The organism is Arsenophonus sp. aPb (genome assembly GCF_029873475.1).
Taxonomy (GTDB): Bacteria; Pseudomonadota; Gammaproteobacteria; order Enterobacterales; family Enterobacteriaceae; genus Arsenophonus.
The window spans coordinates 3,034,674-3,058,308 of sequence record NZ_CP123499.1 but is presented as its reverse complement, the minus strand read 5'-3'; the positions used below and the strand labels follow the sequence as shown (position 1 = coordinate 3,058,308).

Genomic DNA, 23,635 nt, shown 5'->3' with positions numbered 1-23,635 from the left:
CCAGAATAACCCAATATTATTGTTGATTATATTTTTTATCTAGAGCTTATAATAAAATTTATGTTAATAAAAAGAATTCATTTAATTATTTATTGTTGCTGTTATTTGATTCTAACCAATTAACTATATAGTCGGCGATCTGTTCAGGGGAGTTGATATCCAATTGTAAAAGGTGGGTAGCTTGTTTGTCATCACTTGCAACTGCTATTACGTATTGATCCAAAATATCCACGAAAGGACGGTTAATGGTCGTTCGGTATAATGCAATTTTAGGAATACTTTCTTCTTTAAATCCTTCAACTAAAATTAAATCGGTCTGTTGAGGATCAAATTGATTGGCTAAATAAGTTAAATCAAGGATGGGGTTTTGTGGAGTTTCAGTCATTAATGCCCAACGCTGTTGGCAGGCAATTAATGTTTGCTTGGCGCCTGCTTGGCGTAATTGGTAGCTATCTTTATTCGGTTTATCAATGTCCATATCATGATGGGTATGTTTGATAACCCCAACTTGAATATTCTTTTTCCCTAGTAAAGGAATAACTTTCTTTAATAGCGTTGTCTTTCCTGTACCACTATAAGCAGTAATTCCAAGTAGTGGGATTGCTTTTTTATTTATCATTTGTTTGCTGTTGCTCCCATTGATAGCATTCTGCCAACGTATTCAGATTAACAAAATTTTTGCCATTACTGGCAAAATTTACGGCTGAAGCGCTAATTTTTTTCATAAAAGCCATTACCTTATGCTGATGCTTAATTAAATTTTCTTCTAAGGCTGGGATAACAGAACGATGAAGTAATGCGAAAGTTGGATGGTTCGAACCAGCGCTAGTGACATAACTGCCTACATTTTCTTTGCGACCTTGCCAAAGTTTCATCACTAGGTCATCAGGAAAATCAGGAACATCACAAGGTACAAAAACAACCCAAGATGTTTGAGCTGCATGAAGAGATGCTAACATGCCGGCTAAGGGGCCAGCAAAATTGACTATGGTATCAACAATAACAGGATATCCTGCTTGTTGATATTCTGTAATATTTCGATTGGCATTAATGATAAGATAATCAACTTGTGGCAACAGTTTTGAAATTGCGTATTGGTAAAGGGGTTTACCTGCAATCTGGATTTGCCCTTTATCGCACCCATTCATTCGACGGGCTTCTCCACCTGCTAATATTACGCCAGTAACTACAATTTTGACCATACTTAATTTACCTATCACGCTGAAGTCTTTAATTAAATTATTTATTTAATCTTGTTATAAAGAACATTTTATATCACGGAAAAAAGAATTAAATATTGTAATATCTTAACCAATTTTTAATGAAAAAATTGGGATTTATTAAAAATATTTTTAATATTTTGTTATTTATATTGATTATATAGAGGTTGGAAATTCAAAATTAGCGGTAAAATAAATTATTGCAATTTTAGATCGGTATAACACTTTCGATTGGAATACTAATTACGACAACTTGATTGTTTCTGATAGCCATATCAATAATTATTCGGAAAATAATAGAATTAAAAGTGAAAATCACTAGATTGAGTAATATTTATAAGCCTATCATTCTTTAATGATACTTATTCTTGTACCACTTTCGCCCATCAATATTCCATTACTACCATCGACATCAAATTGGTAAATCAATCCCTTTTCTGTTAGTTTTATATTACGTAACTTTATTATTTTTAACACTTTTTCATTATAAAAAACAGCCATGCCGGGTTTTAGTCTCTGAAAAGTTGTTTTACGTTTTGGTTGTATATTAAACATAGTAACTTTCCTAAAATATTTTTGTATTAATGTATTTGAATAATTCATCTAGAAATTTTTTATAAAGTATTTGCATATCTGTTTGTAATAAATTTTTAGAATAAATTTAAATATTATAGAAAAAATTAACTTTCACATAATTTTATCTCCAGTTATTTTAATGATAGACATTTAAATAAATTTCCCAAGTGTTGACGAAATCTTTTAATTAAAAATTAACTTATAATATTTAATGAACAACTATTTTAATATTCATTTTCAGATATCTTGTAATTATAAAACAGTGTATTATATGGGTAAATACCTAGATTTTAGGTATTGTTAGGGATGAAAATTATTAATATAATTGACGATTTAATTATTTTATGGGAATAAATTTTGTTACAGATTGCGCTTGCTCAGATTGATACAATTTTGGGCGATAAGGAAAGTAATTTATTAAAAATAGAAAGATTATGTAAAAAAGCGGCATCGAATAATACGGATATTATCTGTTTCCCTGAATTAGCAACAACTGGCTATTCGCCAGAATTATTGCGTACTAAACTATGGTCGCTTAGTGAATCGAATGGCGGAGAAACTGACCAGTTATTAAGTAAACTCTCAACACAACTAAATTTAACCATTATATGTGGATTTATTGAACGTGGAGAAATTTTAGGTAAAATTTTTAATTCAGCAGGTGTTTGGACGCCAAACAATAAAAGTTGGATTGGAACATTTCAAAAAACGCATTTGGTTAACCATGAAAGAACTTGGTTTACTGCAGGTAAGAGTATACCTATATTTGACACGCCAAAGTGCCGTATTGGTGTAATGATTTGCCATGATGCTGGTTTTCCTGAACTCGCAAGAATTTTAGCCTTGAAAGGAGCAGATATTCTGTTTCTTCCTGCCGCCTGGCATAAAGAAAATAAAGATATTTGGTCGATAAATTGTGCCAGCCGAGCTTTGGAAAATGGCATTCATTTGGTGGCTGTAAATAGATGGGGCAAAGAAAAAGATCTCAATTTCTTTGGTGGCAGTCAATTAATAGGAGCACGTGGACAGTCGTTAAAAGTAGCATCTTGTGATGATGAAGATCTTGCTTTTTGCGAGGTTGATTTTAACTTACAAGCAAAAAGCAGATTAGAGATACCTTATTTGCGGGATAGGCGGACAGATATTTATTCTATCAAATATTTATCTGAAAAATAGTCGATTTATTTTTTGTTGGAAAAAATGCATAGTATCCAATATGCGATACTGGCGCTTAATAAGGAATTTAGTGATGGTATGCCAAAGTCAGTTGTAGCGCCAACAACGCTGCCTAATAGACAAGATACAATGGCATTCCATCCGACTAAAGGTATTGATGTTAAGCTTGGTAGTTCACCCGTTTGTCTAGAAGAATCAAGTATTTTACGATTAGTGTGAATGATATAATAATCAATCAACATAACGCCAATAATAGGAGGAAAAAGGATACCGAGAAATGTAAGGAAAGTGACAAATTCTTCTAAGATACCTAAAACAGATAAAATAGTTCCTATACATCCCAAAGTAATTGTTAACCAAACGTAAGACAACTTTTTGCCAGTTAGCCCTTCAACAGCACTTGCAACCCCTAATGATGAAGAATAAAGGTTCAAGTCATTAATTTTTATAGCTGATAATATAACTGTAAGAAGACCTATCCAACCGGCTGTTTGTCCCATAATTGTCACTACATCATGTGTGTTCAGTGCATGGGCAATTAATATTGCAATACCATTAACAATAAATTCACCGATGACAATCGATGTTAATGTCATCCAAAAAACATGCTTACTACTTTGACAATAGCGGCTAATATCTGGTGTAGTGAAGGCGCCAGTCATACAGCCACCAACAACGGCTGTGATCGCAGCACTTAGACTCATTGCTGTACCGGTAGGTGTAGTCGTGATTAAATTGATAATATTATGATCTTTTACTAATAAAAAGAAAATCCAGCCTACTACTAGACTAAATAGCGGTACAGAGATTTTTGCTGTCCAATTTAAAGCCTTAACGCCGAAAGCAACTAACGTTGTTAGTGTTAAGCCTGAAATGATAGCAGCCCAGCTAAAACCGAACCAATTATTAGTAGAATAATTTAGGCTGTTAGCTAAAATTGAATTTTGTATACCGAACCAACCGAGTAGACTAACAGCGATAATTATCCCGACCAGTGATGAGCCCAGACGCCCAAATCCGCACCAACGAGAGAGTAAACTAATTGATAATCCCTCTTTTGCACCGGCAACCCCCAAACCCAAACTTAATAATTCTAGTATTAGGGTACCGCATAATGTTGCTATCATTGCTTGCTCAAATGTCATAGCATGACCCAACATTGCACCGAGCATAAATTGGGATAGTGAAGTCATTTGCCCTATTCTGATTAATGTTACATTTAATAAACTTAATCTGGCACTAAGAGGCACCCTATATAGTGAATATGAAGCATGGTCAGACATATATTAATTTCCTTATTGTTTTGTGTTTGATTTATTTAACAAATTTTATTTCATTTTTTAAAAATTTTTGTGGAATATATCTATCAAATCCAGTTGATTTACAGTATTCAATGAACTGTCTTAAACAATGTACATCCACTTTTTTATAAATGCTCTTAAGATGGACTTCTACTGTTTGGATAGCAATGTTTAAGCATTTCGCTATTTCTTTACTATTGAGTTTTTGCTGAGCAAGGAAAACGATATCAAGTTCTCTATTGGAGAAAAGATCATTAGGCGGAGTAAATAAATATACAGAGGGATGGGCGATGTTTATACATAAGTTGGCTAATTCACGTCCGTGATAAATTGTTCCTATAATTTCACCAAATTCGTTATAAAACGGCCGCTTTTCGAAAAAGTAGGGTTTTAATCTTTTTTCCTTAAAATTAAATGAGGTTTGAATAACAGCCTCTTTTTTGTCATTAAAAATTACATTGTTATCATGTATTATTAAATCTGAGGATAATTCTGCAACGGGATGAGGTAATTCGCTATCAAGTATTCCTTCTATATTAAAATCGAGCTTTATCCCTAGGTGACTGAAGTTATTAACATAAACATATCTCGAGTTTAAGTCTTTAATTCCCCATGGATCTTTCTCATGTTTTAAAAATGAGTGTAAGCTACCTAATTTTTTGTCTGATATGGTTTTTCCCATTGAAATAACCTTTTTGTTTTTAAATGGCTAAACCTTTTTTTATGAAAAAATGATATATTTTGCTTAGATTTTTTAAACTTCGGGCGCAGCATTAATTTTTTTTACAATAAGATTACACTGGGACATATTTAAATAGTTATTTGGCCTTATTTTAAACGGATGAATACTAGATTGATCAGTGATAATTTTCTCATTTTTTGAATATGGTGGAATCGAGAAATTTACTAATGTTTGTGGATTTACTTTAAATTTTGAAGAAACATCTGGCGAGCTAATACTGCTTTGCTGTAACTTATTTATAACACTAGTAAGATTCCAATTATGTATAAAATCAACAAACATTTTTCATTCCCTTATTTTGATAGTGATAATTATCATTCGGGTATAGATTGCAGGAGATAAAACTTCGCTTATTAGAATTTCCTGATGTAAATATTACTTTAACCTAACCGAATTTTCTTACATGAAACAACAGTTAATTAAAGAATTTATATTTAAATTCTCGTACGTAATATTGCAAATGATAGATTTATCATATTGGATAAACTAAAAAAACGCTGATAATTATTATTAGCGTTTTTTAGTAACAAAAGATTTGTTTTCTCTGAATAGGCTATTTTACCACAACAGATAATTAATATTTTTTCAACAGAAAATAGTGCTAAAAATTTGGCAATATTTATTTAATTTAGAGACTTTTTAAGCCATGACAAATAATTGATATCGCCATCGGTTACTGCTATTGCTAACAATTCGGGAACTTGATAAGGATGATGGGTTTTGATGTGTGAAAAAACTTTATCTTGTAAACTGATATGCGTTTTGATGAGCATTTGTACTTCAGTTTGTTGTTCTAGTTCACCTTGCCAGTGATAAAACGAAATAGCTTTTGGTAAAAGCGTAACACAAGCTGCGAGTTTTTTAGTAAGCAATTGTTTAGTGATTATTTTTGCGGTTGCTTCATCGGGTGTCGTACAGAGAACAATGCGAAAACCTTCATTATTTTGGTGTGAAATCGTTTCATTTAAATGCTGTTGCATCATAAGCAATTACCTTTGAAAATATGTTGAAAGGAATTAGAACGACTTGTTGGACGAGTGTTAATTAATAAAAAACATGTGAATTAAAAAATTAGTTATATCTAAATTATGTAGTAAATGCATTACAATATGTTAATTATTTTTTATGTAGATAATGTATGTTAAAACCATTATTTTATTCATTATTGCTAATGTAATATAACCAAAAATAATTTGGTGGGGTTGATTTATTATAAATATATTTATCGATGAGACAGCTGATATTTTAACTTAATAGATGATAGTAAATAATAAGAAAAAATATAAATTTTATGTTAACTGACAAAGTAACGCTTTCTCTTGCAGATAATCCTTGGTAATTTGTAAAAATAATTCGTTATTAAGGCATTGAAAAATGAAATATCATCGGTTAAATGAAGTTATTGAACTACTGCAACCTATATGGCAGGCATATCCAGAGTTAAATTTGGTTCAATTATTAGAAAAATTAGCTGAGGAAGCTGGTTTTAAAGGGGATCTATGTGATTTGACTGACGATACTTTGATCTATCATTTAAAAATGCGTAGTTCTCCAACGCAAGCCGTGATACCTGGGTTGAAAAAAGATTATGAAGATGATTTCAAAACAGCGCTTTTGCGTGCTCGAGGCATTATTAAAGATTAACCAGATAGAGATAATAAAGTGACACAGCAAAGTGCTTTTCATTTCAAAACGATTACCCCGGATTTAATTCTTGATGCATTAATAGAAGTCGGATTATACCCTGATTCAGGGATAATCGAGTTGAATAGTTATGAAAATCGAGTTTACCAGTTTGTAGATGAACAGCGTAAACGTTACGTTGTGAAATTTTATCGTCCTGCTCGCTGGAATCGGACGCAGATTCAAGAAGAACATGATTTTATGTTATCTTTGCATGAAGCTGGTTTATCCGTTATTGCTCCGCTATTTTTCGCTGGGCAAACTGTATTGGAATATAGAGATTTTTTGTATGCAGTTTTTCCAGTTGTTGGTGGACGACAGTATGAAGCTGATAACTTGTTACAGTTAGAAGAAGTTGGCCGATTAATTGGACGGATCCATCAAATAGGATACCAACACAATTTTACCACCCGCCCGACTATTGGAATTGATGAATATTTAATTACGCCTCGTAATATTTTAGCTAACACTTCTTTATTGGCTACTGATTTAAAGCCGAGTTTTCTATTAGTTCTTGATAAACTAATTTTAGAAGTAAAAAAACGGTGGTCTCAACAGTATCGTTGCCTTCGCTTACAGGGTGATTGTCATCCTGGTAATATTTTGTGGCGAGATGGCCCTTTTATTGTCGATTTTGATGATGCTCGTAGTGGCCCAGCAGTACAAGATTTATGGATGCTTTTAAACGGCGAACGTCAGGAACAACGAATTCAATTGGAAATATTATTAGAAGGTTATACTGAATATACGCATTTTGATAATGAACAGTTGTCTCTGATTGAGCCTTTACGGGCTATGCGAATGGTGCATTATTTATCATGGATTGTTCGGCGTTGGCAAGATCCTGCTTTTCCACGTGCTTTTCCGTGGATGATTGAATATGATTTTTGGCATAAACAGCAGTTACTTTTTTCTGAACAGATCAATGCGCTGAATGAACAGCCTTTGCAACCCAGTTTAGCATATTAATAAATAGAAAATACTTTTGGAGAATGAGTAATATGAACAAGTTTTGGTTAGCTTTAATAGGGTTAGTAATGTCTTATGGTGTGTCTGCAGCAAATTACACGGAGGGTACTGAATTTATCAAAATACAAAAAACGGTACAAAATGCCCCTCGCGTAGTAGAGTTTTTTTCTTTTTACTGTCCACATTGTTATCAATTTGAATCCGTCTATCATGTATCACAAACAGTAAGAAAAAATTTACCTAAAGATATTAAAATGGAACGTTACCATGTTGATTTTTTGGGGCCACTAGGCGCTGAGTTAACCAAAGCCTGGACGGTAGCAATAGTGTTAAAGGTTGAGGATAAGGTGTCACCGTTACTGTTTGAAGGAATCCAAAAGTCAGGATCGATAAACACACCTGCTGATATTAAAGCAGTATTTATTAAAGCTGGCGTCAAAAGTGAAGAATATGATGCAGCGCTAGATAGTTTTGTCGTTAAATCGTTGGTGGTAAAACAACAGCAAGCAGCGAAAGATTTTCAATTACGTGGCGTACCAGCTATGTTTGTTAATGGTAAGTATATGGTACGTAACAATGGTATAACAGTTGAAGACGCCGACCATTATGCTAAAACTTATTCTGATGTTGTTAACTTTTTAATTAGCAAATAAGTAAGTCTTTTTTCCACCCTTTTTTAATAGCGCCATGTTGTACCAACGGTTTAACATATTGGTACAACAGCGGATTTTTTCTTTTTTTTGGCATATTATTCTGTAATATCCACAAAAAAATGTTAACCAACAAAAATGGCAATACGATATTATTTTTATCCGTAACGTCTTGATTCTCATTTAATATTGTTTTCTAAGTTAAATCTGTTTAACTATTGAATGTAGTATAATAAGAAGATTTACACACAAGTTTATCCACAGGATGTTCTGGTGCTATCAGCGGTGGAAAAGTGACAAATTGAAAATAAATTCAGGCAAAATTCGTCTCTCTCTCGTGAGTGTGGCATTCTATCACTATTAATTACTTTGATGATGAAAAAGACTATGGCTCAAATTGCAGAAAATCCATTTATTCTAGTTGATGGCTCTTCTTACCTTTACCGCGCATATCATGCTTTTCCCCCATTAACCAATAGTGCAGGTGAGCCAACCGGTGCTATGTATGGTGTTCTTAACATGCTCCGTAGTTTAATAATGCAATATAAGCCGAGTCATATTGCGGTAGTATTTGATGCGAAAGGAAAAACTTTTCGGGATGAATTATTTGAGCAATACAAATCTCAACGACCACCGATGCCTGATGATTTGCGTGAACAGATAGAGCCGCTACATGAAATGGTTGCTGCTATGGGACTTCCCCTGCTGGTTGTTGCTGGTGTAGAAGCTGATGATGTAATAGGTACATTAGCTTTACAGGCTAGTAAGAAAGGGTTACCTGTATTAATCAGTACAGGAGATAAAGACATGGCTCAATTAGTGACTACTGATATTACACTCATTAATACTATGACAAACACCATTTTAGGACCGGCAGAGGTTGCTGATAAATATGGTGTGCCGCCTGAGTTGATGGTTGATTTCCTCGCGTTGATGGGGGATTCTTCCGATAATATTCCTGGTGTACCTGGTGTCGGAGAAAAAACAGCATTAGCTTTATTGCAAGGAATTGGCGATCTGGCAACGATTTACCAGGATTTATCAGCAATTGCCCCTTTGGGATTTCGTGGGTCGAAAACATTGGCAGAAAAGATGGCGCAACATAAAGATATTGCCTTCTTATCTTATAAATTAGCCACAATTAAGACTAATGTTGACTTAACGACAGATTATAATGGGTTGGTTATGCAGGCGCCTGATATTGAAAAATTACACGCGCTTTTTAGTCGTTACGAATTTAAGCGTTGGTTAGCTGATTTAAAAAATGGTGGTTGGCTAACCAAAAAAACAGGTCAATCTCCAACGACAGTCTCTGTTAACAATAATGATATTTCTTTGGCTAAAGAGCCTGTTGCCGCATTATCAACAGAACATTATCAAACAATATTGACCAAAGCTGATTTGATGCAATGGATTAAAAAACTACAATCGGCAAAGTGTTTTGCCTTTGATACTGAAACTGACAGCCTTGATACGCTATCTGCCCATCTCATTGGACTCTCTTTTGCCATTGAAAAAGGTAAAGGTGCTTATCTCCCGCTAGGGCATGATTATCTTGATGCACCACAACAATTACCCTTAGATGAGGTATTAGCGGCGATAAAACCGATTTTAGTTGACGAAAATATTCGGAAGATCGGTCAGAATTTAAAATTCGATTACGGCGTGATGGCAAATTATGATATTGAATTAAAAAATATGGCCTTTGATACGATGTTGGAATCTTATGTATTAAATAGTGTCGCCGGACTTGGACGTCATGATATGGATAGTTTGGCACAACGGCATCTCAATCATAAAACCATAACCTTTGAAGAGATTGCCGGCAAAGGAAAAAATCAGCTAACGTTCAATCAAATCCCACTTGAGCAAGCGTCAACTTATGCAGCCGAAGATGCAGATGTCACTTTATTATTACACCAAACGCTTTGGCCTCAACTTGAGGCAGAACCAAAATTAAAAGGAATTTTTCAACAGATAGAAATGCCGCTAGTACCGGTATTAGCTCATATGGAGCGAGTTGGGGTGCTTATCGATGCAAATAAGCTTGCTAAACAATCTCAGGAAATAGCAAGCCGATTAATAGAAATTGAAAAAGAAGCTTATGCTATTGCTGAGCAAGAATTTAATTTAGCATCCCCGAAACAGTTACAAGCTATTTTGTTTGAAAAACTTCAATTACCAGTGGTAAAGAAAACACCAAGTGGGGCACCTTCCACTAACGAGGAAGTACTAGAGGAGCTGGCCTTTAGTCATGAGCTACCAAAAATTATTTTGCAACACCGTAGTTTGTCAAAATTGAAATCGACATACACCGATAAACTACCGATGATGATCCATCCAAAAACGAAACGGGTACATACTTCTTATCACCAGGCAGTAACGGCAACCGGTAGACTCTCTTCTCGCGATCCTAATTTACAAAATATTCCGGTTAGAACTGAGGAGGGACGAAGGATCCGCCAAGCTTTTATCGCTCGTGATGGTTATAAAATTATCGCTGCAGATTATTCGCAAATTGAATTGCGTATTATGGCTCACCTTTCACAGGATAAAGGATTGCTTGATGCTTTTGCCGAAGGACAAGATATTCATAAAGCAACTGCGGCAGAGGTTTTTGGTGTATTGTTGACTGATGTTACTAATGAACAGCGCCGTAGCGCAAAAGCGATTAATTTTGGTTTAATCTATGGTATGAGCGCTTTTGGATTATCCCGTCAGTTAGGAATTACGCGTGGCCAGGCGCAGCATTATATGGATCGTTATTTTGAGCGCTATCCTGGTGTTTTGAGTTATATGGAGCGTACCCGTAAGCAAGCTGCGGAGCAAGGATATGTTGAAACGCTAGCAGGACGCCGACTCTATTTGCCTGATATTAATTCCCGTAATGCAATGCGACGTAAAGCATCTGAACGTGAAGCAATTAACGCCCCGATGCAAGGAACAGCGGCCGATATTATAAAGAAAGCGATGATCGCATTAGATAAATGGATTGAATCGATAAAACCTGATCTCTATATGTTGATGCAAGTACACGATGAATTAGTATTTGAAGTAAAAGAGTCTGAGGTTGATCGGTCACAACAAAAAATCCGTCAGTTAATGGAACAAAGTATGCAACTAACTGTTCCACTAAAAGTTGATGTTGGTATTGGTGATAATTGGGATGAAGCACATTAAATAATAAAGTATTTTGTCCGAGGAGGCTGCATTTATGCTATTTGTCGATAAAAATTTTAGTTAAACTAACTTATTTTTATTCGTGACAAAATAACGTAATAGGTAATCACTTACTTTTATTAGATGAGTAACCCAACAGTTTTAGCTAAGCAATGCAGTTTTTATCACTAAAAATGTATAATATTGACTAATAATGCACTAAAGTTATCAAAAAATAAGTATTGATTACATTAAGTAAAGTTATAGCCTCAATGCAGTGAAAAAAAAGTAACAAAACAACTTTTTTTTCTTCGCGAAATAAAGTAAAGTAATTCGCGTAGGGTACAGAGGTAAGATGTTCTATTTTTAAAATCTATTACTTTATGTAATCAGATAAGCTGATTATTAAGCTGCTCTAGTCAAATAATAGACTAGAGCATTTTTTTATTTGTATTTAAGAAAATGTAAAAATTTTGATAAAAAATGTCTTTAATTATTCTTTATGTTGATTAATTGCGTTCAGAATGTTGTTCGTTAAACCATTCATCTAATTTAAGTTGTAATTTATCAATACCCATTTTTTTTAATGAAGAAAAGGTTTCAACTTGTATATTACCAGCCACTGTTTTTAATTTATTACGTACTGCTATAAGTTGAGCTTTTCTTTTATTCGGTACTAGTTTGTCTGCTTTGGTTAGCAATACAAGTATGGGGATATTCATCGCCACAGACCATTCGATCATCTGTATATCCATATCTTTTAATGGATGACGAATGTCCATTAATATTATCAACCCTTTTAAACATTTTCTTTTTTGTAAATATTCACTTAATGCTTGTTGCCATTGGCGTTTAACTGATTCGGGCACTTCTGCATAACCGTAACCAGGTAAATCAACTAGCCTAATACCCTCTGCGACTTCGAACAGATTGATTAACTGTGTTCTGCCAGGCGTTTTACTAGTCCGCGCTAAATTTTTTTGTTGGGTAAGTGCATTCATTGCGCTTGATTTACCGGCGTTAGAACGGCCAGCGAAGGCAATTTCTATACCATAATCGTTTGGTAAATGGTGAATATCAGGCGCACTTGTGACAAATTTTGTCTTGTGATAATTGTAATTTTTGTTTGCCATCATTGTTTCTCGCTGATTTCGGCTTAAAGTAGAGAAATTATACCTGTAAGAGGATAAATTAAGATAGTAATAGCTACATGAAAGATAGATGATTATCTGTTAATGAGTTTTATTAAAAATAACATTTTTTACATAAGAAAAAAATATGGAATGTGACAGAATAGATCCTATTATTTAATTAGGTCAATTTAGGCCAGTTATGTATTTTTACTTAGTATAATGACCTGACGGTACTAAATTTTAGCTTACATTTTCATCTAAAATATAATTAAAAGGAACTTGAATGTTAAAACGTTTTTTTGTGCCGCTACTGGTAGCGTATATGGTTAGCATCTCTTCTTTTGCTGTCGCAGCTGAGGGTACTATTGTTAAATTAGTGACTTCTAAGGGTAATATCCTACTTGAATTAAATAATAAAAAAGCGCCTATAACTACCGATAATTTTATTCAATATGTAAAAGAAGGTTATTATCAAAATACTATTTTCCATCGTGTGATCCCAGGTTTTATGATACAAGGTGGTGGCTTTATTAGTGGTTTGCAACCTCAACCAAATATTCGCTTGCCAATCAAAAATGAAGCTGATAATGGTTTACGTAATTTACGTGGAACAATTGCAATGGCGCGCACATTAGCTAAGGATAGTGCGACTAGCCAATTTTTTATCAATACAGCTGATAATGCATTCTTAGATCACGGCCAACGTGATTTTGGCTATGCCGTTTTTGGTAAAGTGATTGACGGAATGGATGTTGTTGATAAAATTTCGAGTGTAACAACAACAAATATTGGTCCCTACCAAAATGTGCCAACTGAAGAAATAAAAATTATTTCTGCCAGTATAGAATAATTTATTTAATAGCAGAAAATATTTTCTGCTATTAAATTTAACGTAATTTTGAATATTTAATGACAATTGAAAAACTACAATAATTTATCTGTCTTTATCCTGCTATTAGTGGCCAAACTTTTCTTTATAATAAAACAAAATTTCCATCGGTTTATTAATTTATATCGTTATCATTGTTGCTAATGAGGAATTATTGTTTGAGTAAGCTATTACCTAGTTGCCAGAAACTAATAGAGAATGTTGTTGAACCTAAAATAGAACATAAAAATAGTCAATTTTCAGACTTGTTAAATATGGCGCCAATGTCTACTTATTTTTTGGATGAGAAAATTAAATACACTCCGGGTGAAATGATTCGATTTTCTAAAAAAACACAAATGCTTATTTCAAGTTCGCCTACATTGAGTCGGGCATTGAAAACATTGGAAGTTGACGGTTGGAAATTAGTTATAGCGCAGCGAGGGCAAGGAACTGCTACCGATTTGCGGCGAAAAACTGTTTTTATTTCAAATCGAGTTTTGAATCATCCTAATTTGACTATACAAGCACTATCCCATGAAATTGGGCATATTTTTTACACTGAAAAGCCAAATATAAAATCTAAATCAAATTTTATTTCTTATTTTTTAGCGAGTGAAGGTGCTGCGACGATTAAAAATATTGAGATCCAACGAGAAATTATTAATCAAATGGCAGTAGATATTGGAATTATGGCAAATCCAAGAAATATAAAATGTTATAATGAAGTCTATGATAATTATCTTATTGATAACAAATTTGATGAAGCGACTAAATATATTGGTGAAATTTATCGACATAACGAAATAACATCAAATAATTTAAAACCTTATGGCCAATATTATAACGAAGTTTATAATAGTTTATAGTTATCATTTACAATTATTCTAATTGATAATTATTATGTTTATTTATTAAAGTGAAACATTTTGATTGATTTTTGTGAGCTATTTTTTTCTGCGGTTATGGTATGATACCCAGCTTTATTTGTTATGGTATTATAATCTGTACAATTTGCCTTAATAATAAAGATCAAAATTAAGGAATTATTACTATAAAAATCATTTGGATAGCTAGTTATGCTTTTGATAATTGATAACTATGATTCGTTTACCTATAACCTTTATCAATATCTATGTGAATTAGGGATTGAGGTTGTGGTTAAGCGTAATGATGCAATAACTATCTCGGAGATAGAAACATTAGCGCCGACACATTTAGTCATTTCACCGGGTCCATGTACACCTAATGAGGCGGGTGTTTCACTAAATACAATTTCCTATTTTGCTGGTAAGATCCCAATTTTGGGTGTTTGCCTTGGTCACCAAGCGATTGGTCAGGCTTTTGGTGCTTCTATTGTTAAAGCGAGAGAAGTGATGCATGGTAAAGTTTCAGCAATTCATCATAATCAGCAAGGTATTTTTAAAGGATTAAATCGCCCCTTGCAGGTAACCCGTTATCATTCTTTGGTAATTGATGCTGGAACATTACCCGCGACTTTTGAAGTGACTGCTTGGACGTTACATGATGGAAATATTGATGAAATTATGGGTATTCGGCATAAAACCCTCCCTATTGAAGGTGTCCAATTTCATCCGGAAAGTATCTTGAGTGAGCAAGGACATGAATTATTAAATAATTTTCTAAAGTATTAATATATTAGAAATTAGTTCACGTTAGGCTATTTGTATTCAATGATTATTATAACTATCAATGTTGGATAAAAATAGGCTTTATTTTGCTTGAATTGTAAATTTCCATATGGCAAAAGGAGTTTATAGTAAGGTATCTGTTTATATATTATTAAAACATGTTTTTTGTATTTACTATCGATAAAGGGCTACTATTAAAGATAATAAAAAAATTTTTGTTAAATTCTTTATTATCAAAAAATGGTACCAAGATGATCATCTGTAAACGTGTTTTTACGGACAAAACTGGTAATAATGGCTATCGGGTATTAGTTGATCGGATATGGCCTCGAGGCATCAGAAAGCAAGATATTCGCTATGATGAATGGAATAAAAATGTTGCTCCCTCGAATGATTTAAGAAAATGGTTTCATAAATATCCAGCAAATTTTGAGCAGTTTAAGCGACTTTATTTTGCAGAATTAGAAAATAATCCTGATAGTTGGCAACATTTATTGCTTAAAACAAAATCAAACTGTTTGGTGCTTCTTTTTTCCAGCAAAGATGAAGATCATAATAATGCCGTAGTATTAAAATCATTTTTGGAAAATAAACTTAATAAGGTTTGATTATTATATTTTAGCTATCTAGTTAATTTTGTAATAGATAGTCCAGTTATTTTTAATTTTAAATATCATATTAAAGCAATGTCATCACTCAGCTATCCAATTTATTCTGTTTACTATCGTTTTTATTCTATTTTTTATTATTATTGTGGATTATATATTCATAATTGATATATATATTAATAAAAATAACAATAAAGAAGCTTATAAAACCAATACGCTACATAAACGTAGGTACTGGTTTATAAAATATTAACGCGTACCGTAAACGACAATGGTTTTACCGTGAGCAGAAATCAGATTTTGATCTTCTAGCATTTTTAGAATACGTCCCACTGTTTCGCGTGAGCATCCCACTATTTGACCTATCTCTTGACGAGTGATTTTAATTTGCATTCCATCTGGATGCGTCATCGCATCAGGTTGTTTGGCTAAATTTAATAATGTTTGTGCAATGCGGCCTGTGACATCTAAAAAAGCTAAATTACCGACTTTTTCAGAAGTTGTTTGTAAGCGTTTAGCCATTTGCGCTGATAACCGCATTAAGATATCTGGATTTACCTGTATTAATTGGCGGAATTTTTTATAAGAGATTTCAGCGACTTCACAGGCGCTTTTAGCTCTAACCCAAGCTGTTCGTTCTTGCCCTTCCTCAAATAATCCAAGTTCACCAATAAAGTCCCCTTGATTCAGATAGGAAAGGATCATCTCTTTTCCTTCTTCATCTTTAATCAAAACAGCAACAGAACCTTTTACAATATAATAAAGCGTTTCTGCTTTTTCGCCCTGATGAATAAGAGTGCTTTTGGATGGATATTTGTGAATATGGCAGTGTGACAAAAACCATTCAAGAGTAGGGTCTGTGTGTGGTTTGCCGAAAACCATTCGCGTAATCCTCTAATGTTATTGCAGCCTGAATACCAAAATACGAGTCTTCACAAGGCTGGCTTATCTTATAAAGTTCTAACATAGCATACTAACTTGTTTAGTTTGGGAAAGTTAATATTAACTATAGGGTATATTGATTCGGAATTTTTGGTATTGATCTTAACCATACTATAAATGTGCTTTTGCTTTGTAGCATAATAAAAGCATCCTGTCTCTACTGTCTCGATTCAGCAATATTGTATAAGCCAAAAAATTCATATTTTAGCAATAAGTTGATTAGTTTTATTGTATTTATTAATAAGTATCACTAAGTAAATATTACAATTAAAAAATTAAACTCGAATAATAATATATTATTTCATAAGTTATCAAATTATAGCAAAAATAAATATTAACAATGTAAAATAATTACTTATTAAAATAATTAACAATGAAATATTAACGTTATTATTAGATATACATAAAAGATAATTTTATGCATAGTTTGAATCTTAAAATGGTTGTAAGAATAAAAAATTGATATAAGTAAAAATATAATGCTGTATTGTTAGCTTCTTTTATGGATAATTTTTTTATTAGTGACGAGCTTTTTTACTAATGGAGTCATAATTAACTCCAATGCTAAACCTAGCTTTCCACCTGGAACAACTAATGTATTCATTGATGATATAAATGAATTATGTAACATGGATAAAAGATAGGGAAAATCGATCTGGGTTAGACCATTAAATCGGATTACTATAAAACTTTCATCGGGAGAAGGAATCGCTTTAGCGGAAAAGGGATTAGAGGTATCAACGGTTGGAACACGTTGAAAGTTAATATGGGTGCGAGAAAATTGTGGGGTGATGTATTTAATGTAATCTCCCATTGAGCGGATAACGGAATCCATCACGGCTTCTCTTGAATGACCCCGTTCTGATGTATCACGAATTAGCTTTTGGATCCATTCAAGATTAACAATAGGCACAACGCCGACTAATAAGTCTACATGTTTAGCGACATTGTATTTTGATGTTACAACACCACCATGTAACCCTTCATAAAATAATATATCGGTATTTTTAGGTAATGTTTCCCATGGCGTAAAAGTTCCAGGTTGAAGATTGTAGGGAACTGCTTCATCGTAGGTGTGTAGATAATGTCGACGTTTTCCTGTCCCTTTTTCGCCATACTCGATTAAACTTTGTTCTAGCAGACCAAAATCATTGGATTCGGGCCCAAAATAACTAATGTGACGGCTCTGTTCTTTAGCTTTACGAATAGCAACATCCATTTCAGGGCGAGTATAACGATGAAAGCTATCACCTTCAATGGTTGCTGCCGAAAGCTTTAATTGGGTAAAGATTTTTTGAAATGCAAGGCTAGTAGTGCTGGTGCCCGCACCACTGGAGCCTGTTACTGCAATGATCGGATGATTAACTGACATATAAGTGGCTTCCCTTACTCATTCAGATAACACGATGTTTTAACACATTAATTACAATGACGTAAAAATTTCTTTTTAGATAGTGATGTATACAGTTATTTAAGGATGTAATTGTGCTTTTGGCAAAATATTTATCGTTTCATGTAATTCAGACCAGACAAGCACAACACTTCCTAATCGCAATTGCTGCTTAATGTCCTCAACTTTTTCATCCAGTGTTTTTTCTTCTTTACCGTAATCCGTTCCTTCTCGTAAAACAAAGCTTTCAATCAAATTATTTAAAGTATCCGCTGTTAACTGTTGCCATGGAATAATCATAAATTACGGCTCCAGATGTGGGGTTAACCAATCAGGTATGCGTTGCTCAAGCCACATTTTAGGCTGTTTTAATGTGCCACTAACAAACCCAACATGACCACCATGTTCTGTCATTTGATACTCTATATTAGTTGGTAATTGGTTGATATCCGGTACAACTTCAGGTGCCATAAAAGGATCATCTTTTGCATGAATAATCAGTGTTGGCACACGAATATTCGGTAACCGGGGCAGAGCACTACATTGATGATAATAATCTGCAGCATCTTTAAAACCGTGTATTTTTGCCGTGACGACATTATCAAAATCACGTAGCCGTTTTAGTTTTTTTAGTTGTAGCAAATTAAGTGGTAATGAACCTGGGTAGCGAATGAGTTTGCGTGTTGCATTACGTTTTAAGCCATTTAGTAAATAACGTTCATAAAATTGTGAAAACCCTTTTTCTAAACGAATTGAACAAGGTTCTAACATTAAAGGAGCGGAAACAATGACTCCGGCATTAACATCAGCATATTGTCCGGTCTCTGCTAAATAGCAAGCTAACATATTACCACCAAGGGAGTAGCCAACAGCAGCAATTGGCACTTGACCGTAAATTGTTTTCTGCCACTCGAGGAAGTAACGGGCATCGGTAATTTCACCAGAATGATAAATACGTTTTTGCCGATTTGGTTCCCCACTACAGCCACGAAAATGCATAATTACACCAAGCCAGCCTCGTCTTTTAGTCGCTTCCAACATGCCATGGGCATATGGGCTTCTAAAACTGCCTTCTAAGCCGTGAAAGATGACCAGTCGAGGTTTATGCTTTGCATATTGGGGATCTTCACTCCAAGCGAGATCAATAAAATCGCCATCAGGCAATTCGAGGCGTTGCCATAGTGGTTTGATTTGCGGCTTTTTCCTCACAATACGGGGCAGTAGTGTTTGTAAATGAGGGTTTTTAGCCCAATTTATCGGTTGAAAATTTTTACTCATAATTGTAAATCTAAATAATTAATTTTACATATATTCTGATAATATATTGTTATTTTTAATATGAAAAAGATTAATCATAGTTAATCAAAGGATCTTAAATGAGTCATGGGCTGATTTTTGCGCTATTTACTTTTTTATTTATTGTGGCGATTACTCCTGGTCCAAATAATTTATTATTTACGTCATCAGGTGCTCAGTATGGTTTACGGCGTTCAATACCTTTAATGTTCGGCGTAATATTTGGTATCCAAAGTATTCTATTTATTTCTGCTGGTGGCCTTGCTGTTCTTTTACTGGTTTCGCCGGTGCTACAAATTATAATGAAACTCGTTGGAAGTTTTTATTTATTATGGCTTGCTTGGAAACTCGCTACATCCCACCATGTGCAACTTAATACAGAGTCTCAAGTTGCCAAATCAATTAAATGGTATCAAGGGAGCTTATTACAATTCTTGAATCCCAAGGCATGGATGATGGGGCTCGGGGCGGTTAGTAGTTATAGTGTGGCTGATAACTACGTTAACTCAATTTTGATCATAAGTTTTGTTATGTTGATTGTCAATTTAATCGGTGGTTTTGTCTGGGTTGGCTTTGGTTCGTTAATTGGCACCTTGCTTCGTGGGCGTAATGCTTGGTTTATTTTTAATATTACAATGAGTATTTTTACTCTCGCTTGTATCCCTTTTATTTGGTTGCAATAGCGATGCAAAAAAGGGAAGCCCCTTTTTTGCATTAATTTAGATCAATATTTTTACTAGCGAACAAATAAGTAAAAATAAAACCAAATAAATAGGAAATTAGTAAACCAGCAATATAGATAAGTATTCCGTTAAAAATACCGGTTGTAGATGTCATCAATGGAATAGCTATTAATCCCGACGGACCGAAAACTGAATTGAGTCCAATTGGTTTACCTAACCAGGCAACTAATCCGATAAAAAAGCCACCAGCGGCTCCCCCTAGACAAGCGGTTATAAAAGGTTTAATGCGCGGTAGAGTCACACCATAGATTAAAGGCTCAGCAATACCTAATATACCTGGGATTATTGCCCCGCGTATCTGATTACGTAAGCTAGAATCCTTAGCTGATTTGATATAGAGCGCAAATGCTGCACCAATCTGACCGCCACCAGCCATAGCCAGGATTGGGAAAAGAGGATTGAACCCTTGTGTCTCCATTAATGCGAAATAAACCGGAATAAAACCTTGATGAACGCCAAAAACAACCGCGATCAAAAATAGACCAGCTAATATAGCAGTACCAAATGGATTGCCATTTAAGTGTATAAATAACCAGGACATACCAGTAAACAAATAACTGCCAATTGGCATAATAATGGTATAGGTAATGGCGCCAACAATAAGCAATGTGATTGCTGAAGTCAGTATCATATCTAAGCTGGCAGGAATAATTTTCCTGATTTGTTGTTCAACCCAGGCACCACAGATACAAGCAAGTAAAATACCAATAATGTTACCCCGAGCATCAATGGTGTAATTGAAAAAGGTACTCATATTGGAGAAAAAGCCTGTTGTTGCGTGTGGATCGTAGCCTAGAATAAAAAGTGACGCAATAATGGCGCCATTAACACCTGAACCGCCGAAAACTTTTTGCGTATTGTAACCAATTAGGATCCCTAGAAAAGCATAAAGGCCTTTGCTAAAGACAGACATATAGAGTATTAAGTGAACAAGAAAAGTCTGTTGTGCTGCTTCAGTTGGCAGACCTGCTGGATAGTATAATTGTTTGGCCAATGTTGCGAAGCCAAGTAATAAACCAACAGCAATGAAACCCGGTATCAGTGGGGTAAAGATGGTGGCAAAAGTGGATAAAAATTTATGAACGACACTAGTTTGTTTAGTTTTTAATTGTTTTTTGTTGTCGGCAGCAATTTTTTGCAAATCATTGCTAGTGGGTAATATTGTTTCTGTCTCTGAGCTGTTTGCTAATAATTGTTTCATCATATCATTAGCTGTTTGCGCATTACCTGGACCTAATACAATTTGTAGTTGTTTATCACTTTCAATAATTCCTAATACACCGGGGATTTGTTTGAGGCGATTTTTATCAACTAATTGTATGTCATGCAACGTTATACGTAAACGTGTCATACAGTTGCCGTACTGAATAATATTTTTAGCGCCGCCAATAGTTACCAGTATTTTTTTTAGCATTTCATTAGTTATTTTTGCCATGGTACTTTTCCTTTAAAACGATTATTGATGGCCAGTATGCTGTTTTAAGGCGGCACGAATAAAACCATGATTATCAGCTAGTGTTTGTTTAGCTTGTTGGGGATTAAAGCCGGTAAGGATCATAACGATAGCGGTTTTACAATGGTTATTACATTCAATAAGGGCATGTTCTGCTGTTGCTCGGTCACACTCCGTTGCAGCCATGACAATCTGTTTTTGACGTTCAATAAGTTTAGCATTGGTTGCTTCTACATCTACCATTAGGTTACCGTATACTTTTCCAATCCGTATCATGGCACCTGTAGTGATCATATTAAGGACTAGTTTTTGCGCTGTACCGGCTTTCATTCGTGAAGAGCCCGTAATCACTTCTGGTCCGACAATCGGTGTTATTGTAATATCTGCTATGTTGACCATTTCACTGTTGGGGTTACAACTAATACAGGCAACGGTTGCTCCTGTCGTTTTAGCGTAGTTCATTGCACCTAGCACATAAGGTGTGCGGCCACTTGCAGCGATGCCAACTAAAACATCTTTTTGATTGAAATTAAAAGCTTTAAGATCATCAGCACCAAGCTGTGGATTATCTTCAGCATTTTCTACCGCTTGCAGAATCGCTTGGTGTCCACCTGCGATTAGGCCGACTACCATGTCACGAGGGGTGCCATAGGTTGGGGGACACTCACTCGCATCTAAAATGCCTAAACGGCCTGAAGTGCCAGCACCACTGTAAAACAGTCTACCACTATGCTGAAAAGCATAGGCAACTTTGTCAATAACAAGTGCAATTTCAGCGAGCGTTTGCTCAACAGCAATCGGCACTTTCTTATCTTCCTGGTTAATGATTTTTAATATATCTAAGGTTGATAATGTATCAATGTTATTGCTAACAGGGTTACGACTTTCTGTTACCATTTTGTTTAGATCTAATGTCATTTGATGTTTCCTATATGTCATTTTTAAGAGATATTAAGGAATTATTTATTCTTTATATGTGTTATTGATCACAAAGCGATCTATTCTCATTTAATGGTAATAAGGGAATAAGAGAAAAATGAAAATAATATTTTGCGAGCTAATTTCTTGTTTAAACAGCCATTAATTGATTAGAATAATAAATAATAAAATAGGAATAATTTATCATAATTATTTTAATCGGTGATCCTGATATTATGAATAATCTTAAGTATAGTATGGCGATATTGAGTAAAATTTCATGGTTGTTACCTCAGTTAGCGTTAAATCAGCAGAAAATCGCAACCTTTATTCTTGAACAACCACAAGCAGTATTACTACTTTCATCACAACAAATCGCTGAGCAAATAGGTGTCAGTCAATCCGCTATTGTTAAATTTAGTCAGAAAGTTGGTGTAAAGGGGTTCCCGGCTTTAAAACTGGCTATTAGCGAAGAGTTAGGGCGTAAGCAAGTACTCACTGAGCGATCACATAAAGTTATTCATAATCAGATAGCTAGCAATGACAGTTTGATGGTTATTGCACAGAAACTGGCACAAGAAAAAATTGATTCTGTCATGGAAACAACACGACGAATTAATTATCCTATTTTTAATAAAGTTGCTACATTGGTTAATAATGCACAAAGAGTACAGATTGTTGGCATTGGTGGGTCAGGGTTAGTAGCCAAAGATCTCTATTATAAATTGCAAAAAATAGGTATTACTACGCTAGTTGATTTAGATCACCATGTTCAGATAACAACAGCACTAACCCTTACTTCAAAAGATATTCAGATTGCTATTTCATTTAGTGGTAAGCGAAAAAATATTTGCGAGGCAGCAGCAATTGCTAAGCAGCATGGAGCTAAGGTGATTGCTATTGTTGGTAATAAACTACAAACACCATTAGTGAAATTAGCTGATTATGTATTGGAAAGTGTTGCAGGTGAAAATGAATGGCGTAGTTCATCAATTTCTTCTCGTGCCGCACAAAATACGCTGACCGATTTGTTATTCCTAGCGCTATTACAAAAACGGGAGGAAAAAGCCAGATCATTAATCATAGATGCCCGTTTAATGATCAACAAATTAGACGAGTAGTGACTGATGGCACTAACCTCATTCAAGCTTCTCTT

General features: G+C 34.4%; 25 protein-coding genes. 11 read left to right on the top strand and 14 right to left on the bottom strand.

Features of this window, described 5'->3' with window-relative positions:
- Positions 1 to 85: 85 nt before the first annotated feature.
- The 3 genes from mobB to QE177_RS13815 all read right to left on the bottom strand — a co-directional run bounded on the left by mobB (position 86) and on the right by QE177_RS13815 (position 1,775).
- A complete protein-coding gene (gene mobB, locus QE177_RS13825) occupies positions 86 to 616 on the bottom strand; it encodes a molybdopterin-guanine dinucleotide biosynthesis protein MobB (RefSeq protein ID WP_280552293.1) in 531 nt (176 codons plus the stop codon).
- A complete protein-coding gene (gene mobA / locus QE177_RS13820) occupies positions 609 to 1,202 on the bottom strand; it encodes a molybdenum cofactor guanylyltransferase MobA (protein WP_280550508.1) in 594 nt (197 codons plus the stop codon). Before mobA ends, mobB begins: the two co-directional genes overlap by 8 nt.
- A gap of 363 nt (positions 1,203 to 1,565) precedes the next feature.
- Positions 1,566 to 1,775 carry a hypothetical protein gene (locus QE177_RS13815; RefSeq protein WP_280550507.1) on the bottom strand — a complete coding sequence of 70 codons (210 nt, stop codon included), beginning with the start codon at positions 1,773 to 1,775 and terminating at the stop codon, positions 1,566 to 1,568.
- A 378-nt stretch (positions 1,776 to 2,153) separates the two neighbouring features.
- Between QE177_RS13815 and QE177_RS13810 the strand changes: the two genes are divergently transcribed.
- Positions 2,154 to 2,972 (top strand): nitrilase-related carbon-nitrogen hydrolase, encoded by an 819-nt coding sequence (locus QE177_RS13810; RefSeq protein WP_280550506.1) that lies wholly within the window; start codon positions 2,154 to 2,156, stop codon positions 2,970 to 2,972.
- A 5-nt stretch (positions 2,973 to 2,977) separates the two neighbouring features.
- On the opposite strand, the gene QE177_RS13805 is transcribed toward QE177_RS13810, so the two are convergent.
- The 4 genes from QE177_RS13805 to cutA all read right to left on the bottom strand — a co-directional run bounded on the left by QE177_RS13805 (position 2,978) and on the right by cutA (position 5,995).
- The gene (locus tag QE177_RS13805) at positions 2,978 to 4,255 is read right to left on the bottom strand and encodes a cytosine permease (RefSeq protein WP_280550505.1); all 1,278 of its coding nucleotides are present in this window, start codon (positions 4,253 to 4,255) and stop codon (positions 2,978 to 2,980) included.
- A 31-nt stretch (positions 4,256 to 4,286) separates the two neighbouring features.
- Positions 4,287 to 4,955 (bottom strand): PAS and helix-turn-helix domain-containing protein, encoded by a 669-nt coding sequence (locus QE177_RS13800; protein WP_280550504.1) that lies wholly within the window; start codon positions 4,953 to 4,955, stop codon positions 4,287 to 4,289.
- Positions 4,956 to 5,027: 72 nt separating this feature from the next.
- Positions 5,028 to 5,297 carry a hypothetical protein gene (locus tag QE177_RS13795; protein WP_280550503.1) on the bottom strand — a complete coding sequence of 90 codons (270 nt, stop codon included), beginning with the start codon at positions 5,295 to 5,297 and terminating at the stop codon, positions 5,028 to 5,030.
- Positions 5,298 to 5,638: 341 nt separating this feature from the next.
- Positions 5,639 to 5,995 carry a divalent cation tolerance protein CutA gene (cutA, locus tag QE177_RS13790; RefSeq protein WP_280552292.1) on the bottom strand — a complete coding sequence of 119 codons (357 nt, stop codon included), beginning with the start codon at positions 5,993 to 5,995 and terminating at the stop codon, positions 5,639 to 5,641.
- 394 nt (positions 5,996 to 6,389) lie between these two features.
- Here cutA and QE177_RS13785 point away from each other — a divergent pair, with 394 nt between their 5' ends.
- From QE177_RS13785 to polA, 4 genes are all read left to right on the top strand, one after another.
- Positions 6,390 to 6,659, top strand: a complete 270-nt coding sequence (locus tag QE177_RS13785; protein WP_280550502.1) for a YihD family protein — start codon at positions 6,390 to 6,392, stop codon at positions 6,657 to 6,659.
- Between the two features lie 18 nt (positions 6,660 to 6,677).
- Positions 6,678 to 7,667, top strand: coding sequence for a serine/threonine protein kinase (locus QE177_RS13780; RefSeq protein WP_280550500.1), 990 nt, complete (start codon positions 6,678 to 6,680; stop codon positions 7,665 to 7,667).
- Between the two features lie 32 nt (positions 7,668 to 7,699).
- On the top strand, positions 7,700 to 8,320 hold the full coding sequence (gene dsbA / locus QE177_RS13775; protein ID WP_280550499.1) for a thiol:disulfide interchange protein DsbA: 621 nt from the start codon (positions 7,700 to 7,702) through the stop codon (positions 8,318 to 8,320).
- A gap of 384 nt (positions 8,321 to 8,704) precedes the next feature.
- A complete protein-coding gene (gene polA, locus QE177_RS13770) occupies positions 8,705 to 11,497 on the top strand; it encodes a DNA polymerase I (RefSeq protein WP_280550497.1) in 2,793 nt (930 codons plus the stop codon).
- Between the two features lie 488 nt (positions 11,498 to 11,985).
- On the opposite strand, the gene yihA is transcribed toward polA, so the two are convergent.
- Positions 11,986 to 12,609, bottom strand: a complete 624-nt coding sequence (gene yihA / locus QE177_RS13765) for a ribosome biogenesis GTP-binding protein YihA/YsxC (protein ID WP_280552291.1) — start codon at positions 12,607 to 12,609, stop codon at positions 11,986 to 11,988.
- A 283-nt stretch (positions 12,610 to 12,892) separates the two neighbouring features.
- On the opposite strand from yihA, the gene QE177_RS13760 reads away from it, so the two are divergent.
- The 4 genes from QE177_RS13760 (at position 12,893) to QE177_RS13745 (ending at position 15,737) form a co-directional block, all read left to right on the top strand.
- A complete protein-coding gene (locus QE177_RS13760) occupies positions 12,893 to 13,459 on the top strand; it encodes a peptidylprolyl isomerase (RefSeq protein WP_280550495.1) in 567 nt (188 codons plus the stop codon).
- Positions 13,460 to 13,656: 197 nt separating this feature from the next.
- Positions 13,657 to 14,346 carry a hypothetical protein gene (locus QE177_RS13755; protein WP_280550493.1) on the top strand — a complete coding sequence of 230 codons (690 nt, stop codon included), beginning with the start codon at positions 13,657 to 13,659 and terminating at the stop codon, positions 14,344 to 14,346.
- A gap of 210 nt (positions 14,347 to 14,556) precedes the next feature.
- Positions 14,557 to 15,132 carry an aminodeoxychorismate synthase component II gene (locus QE177_RS13750; protein ID WP_280550492.1) on the top strand — a complete coding sequence of 192 codons (576 nt, stop codon included), beginning with the start codon at positions 14,557 to 14,559 and terminating at the stop codon, positions 15,130 to 15,132.
- 248 nt (positions 15,133 to 15,380) lie between these two features.
- The gene (locus QE177_RS13745; RefSeq protein ID WP_280550490.1) at positions 15,381 to 15,737 is read left to right on the top strand and encodes a DUF488 family protein; all 357 of its coding nucleotides are present in this window, start codon (positions 15,381 to 15,383) and stop codon (positions 15,735 to 15,737) included.
- A gap of 249 nt (positions 15,738 to 15,986) precedes the next feature.
- Here QE177_RS13745 and crp read toward each other — a convergent pair whose 3' ends face one another.
- The 4 genes from crp to QE177_RS13725 all read right to left on the bottom strand — a co-directional run bounded on the left by crp (position 15,987) and on the right by QE177_RS13725 (position 19,347).
- The gene (gene crp, locus QE177_RS13740; RefSeq protein WP_032116089.1) at positions 15,987 to 16,619 is read right to left on the bottom strand and encodes a cAMP-activated global transcriptional regulator CRP; all 633 of its coding nucleotides are present in this window, start codon (positions 16,617 to 16,619) and stop codon (positions 15,987 to 15,989) included.
- A 550-nt stretch (positions 16,620 to 17,169) separates the two neighbouring features.
- Entirely contained in the window at positions 17,170 to 18,051 is an 882-nt protein-coding gene (locus QE177_RS13735; protein WP_280550486.1) for a phosphoribulokinase, read from the bottom strand.
- Positions 18,052 to 18,150: 99 nt separating this feature from the next.
- Positions 18,151 to 18,369 carry a YheU family protein gene (locus QE177_RS13730; RefSeq protein ID WP_280550484.1) on the bottom strand — a complete coding sequence of 73 codons (219 nt, stop codon included), beginning with the start codon at positions 18,367 to 18,369 and terminating at the stop codon, positions 18,151 to 18,153.
- 3 nt (positions 18,370 to 18,372) lie between these two features.
- On the bottom strand, positions 18,373 to 19,347 hold the full coding sequence (locus tag QE177_RS13725) for a hydrolase (RefSeq protein WP_280550482.1): 975 nt from the start codon (positions 19,345 to 19,347) through the stop codon (positions 18,373 to 18,375).
- A gap of 98 nt (positions 19,348 to 19,445) precedes the next feature.
- Between QE177_RS13725 and QE177_RS13720 the strand changes: the two genes are divergently transcribed.
- Positions 19,446 to 20,048 (top strand): LysE family translocator, encoded by a 603-nt coding sequence (locus tag QE177_RS13720; protein WP_026822977.1) that lies wholly within the window; start codon positions 19,446 to 19,448, stop codon positions 20,046 to 20,048.
- Between the two features lie 31 nt (positions 20,049 to 20,079).
- Here QE177_RS13720 and murP read toward each other — a convergent pair whose 3' ends face one another.
- Together murP and murQ are read right to left on the bottom strand one after the other, a co-directional pair.
- The gene (murP, locus tag QE177_RS13715; RefSeq protein ID WP_280550478.1) at positions 20,080 to 21,543 is read right to left on the bottom strand and encodes a PTS N-acetylmuramic acid transporter subunit IIBC; all 1,464 of its coding nucleotides are present in this window, start codon (positions 21,541 to 21,543) and stop codon (positions 20,080 to 20,082) included.
- Between the two features lie 21 nt (positions 21,544 to 21,564).
- A complete protein-coding gene (gene murQ, locus QE177_RS13710) occupies positions 21,565 to 22,479 on the bottom strand; it encodes an N-acetylmuramic acid 6-phosphate etherase (protein ID WP_280550475.1) in 915 nt (304 codons plus the stop codon).
- 257 nt (positions 22,480 to 22,736) lie between these two features.
- On the opposite strand from murQ, the gene QE177_RS13705 reads away from it, so the two are divergent.
- Entirely contained in the window at positions 22,737 to 23,600 is an 864-nt protein-coding gene (locus QE177_RS13705; RefSeq protein ID WP_280552290.1) for an SIS domain-containing protein, read from the top strand.
- Positions 23,601 to 23,635: the final 35 nt, after the last annotated feature.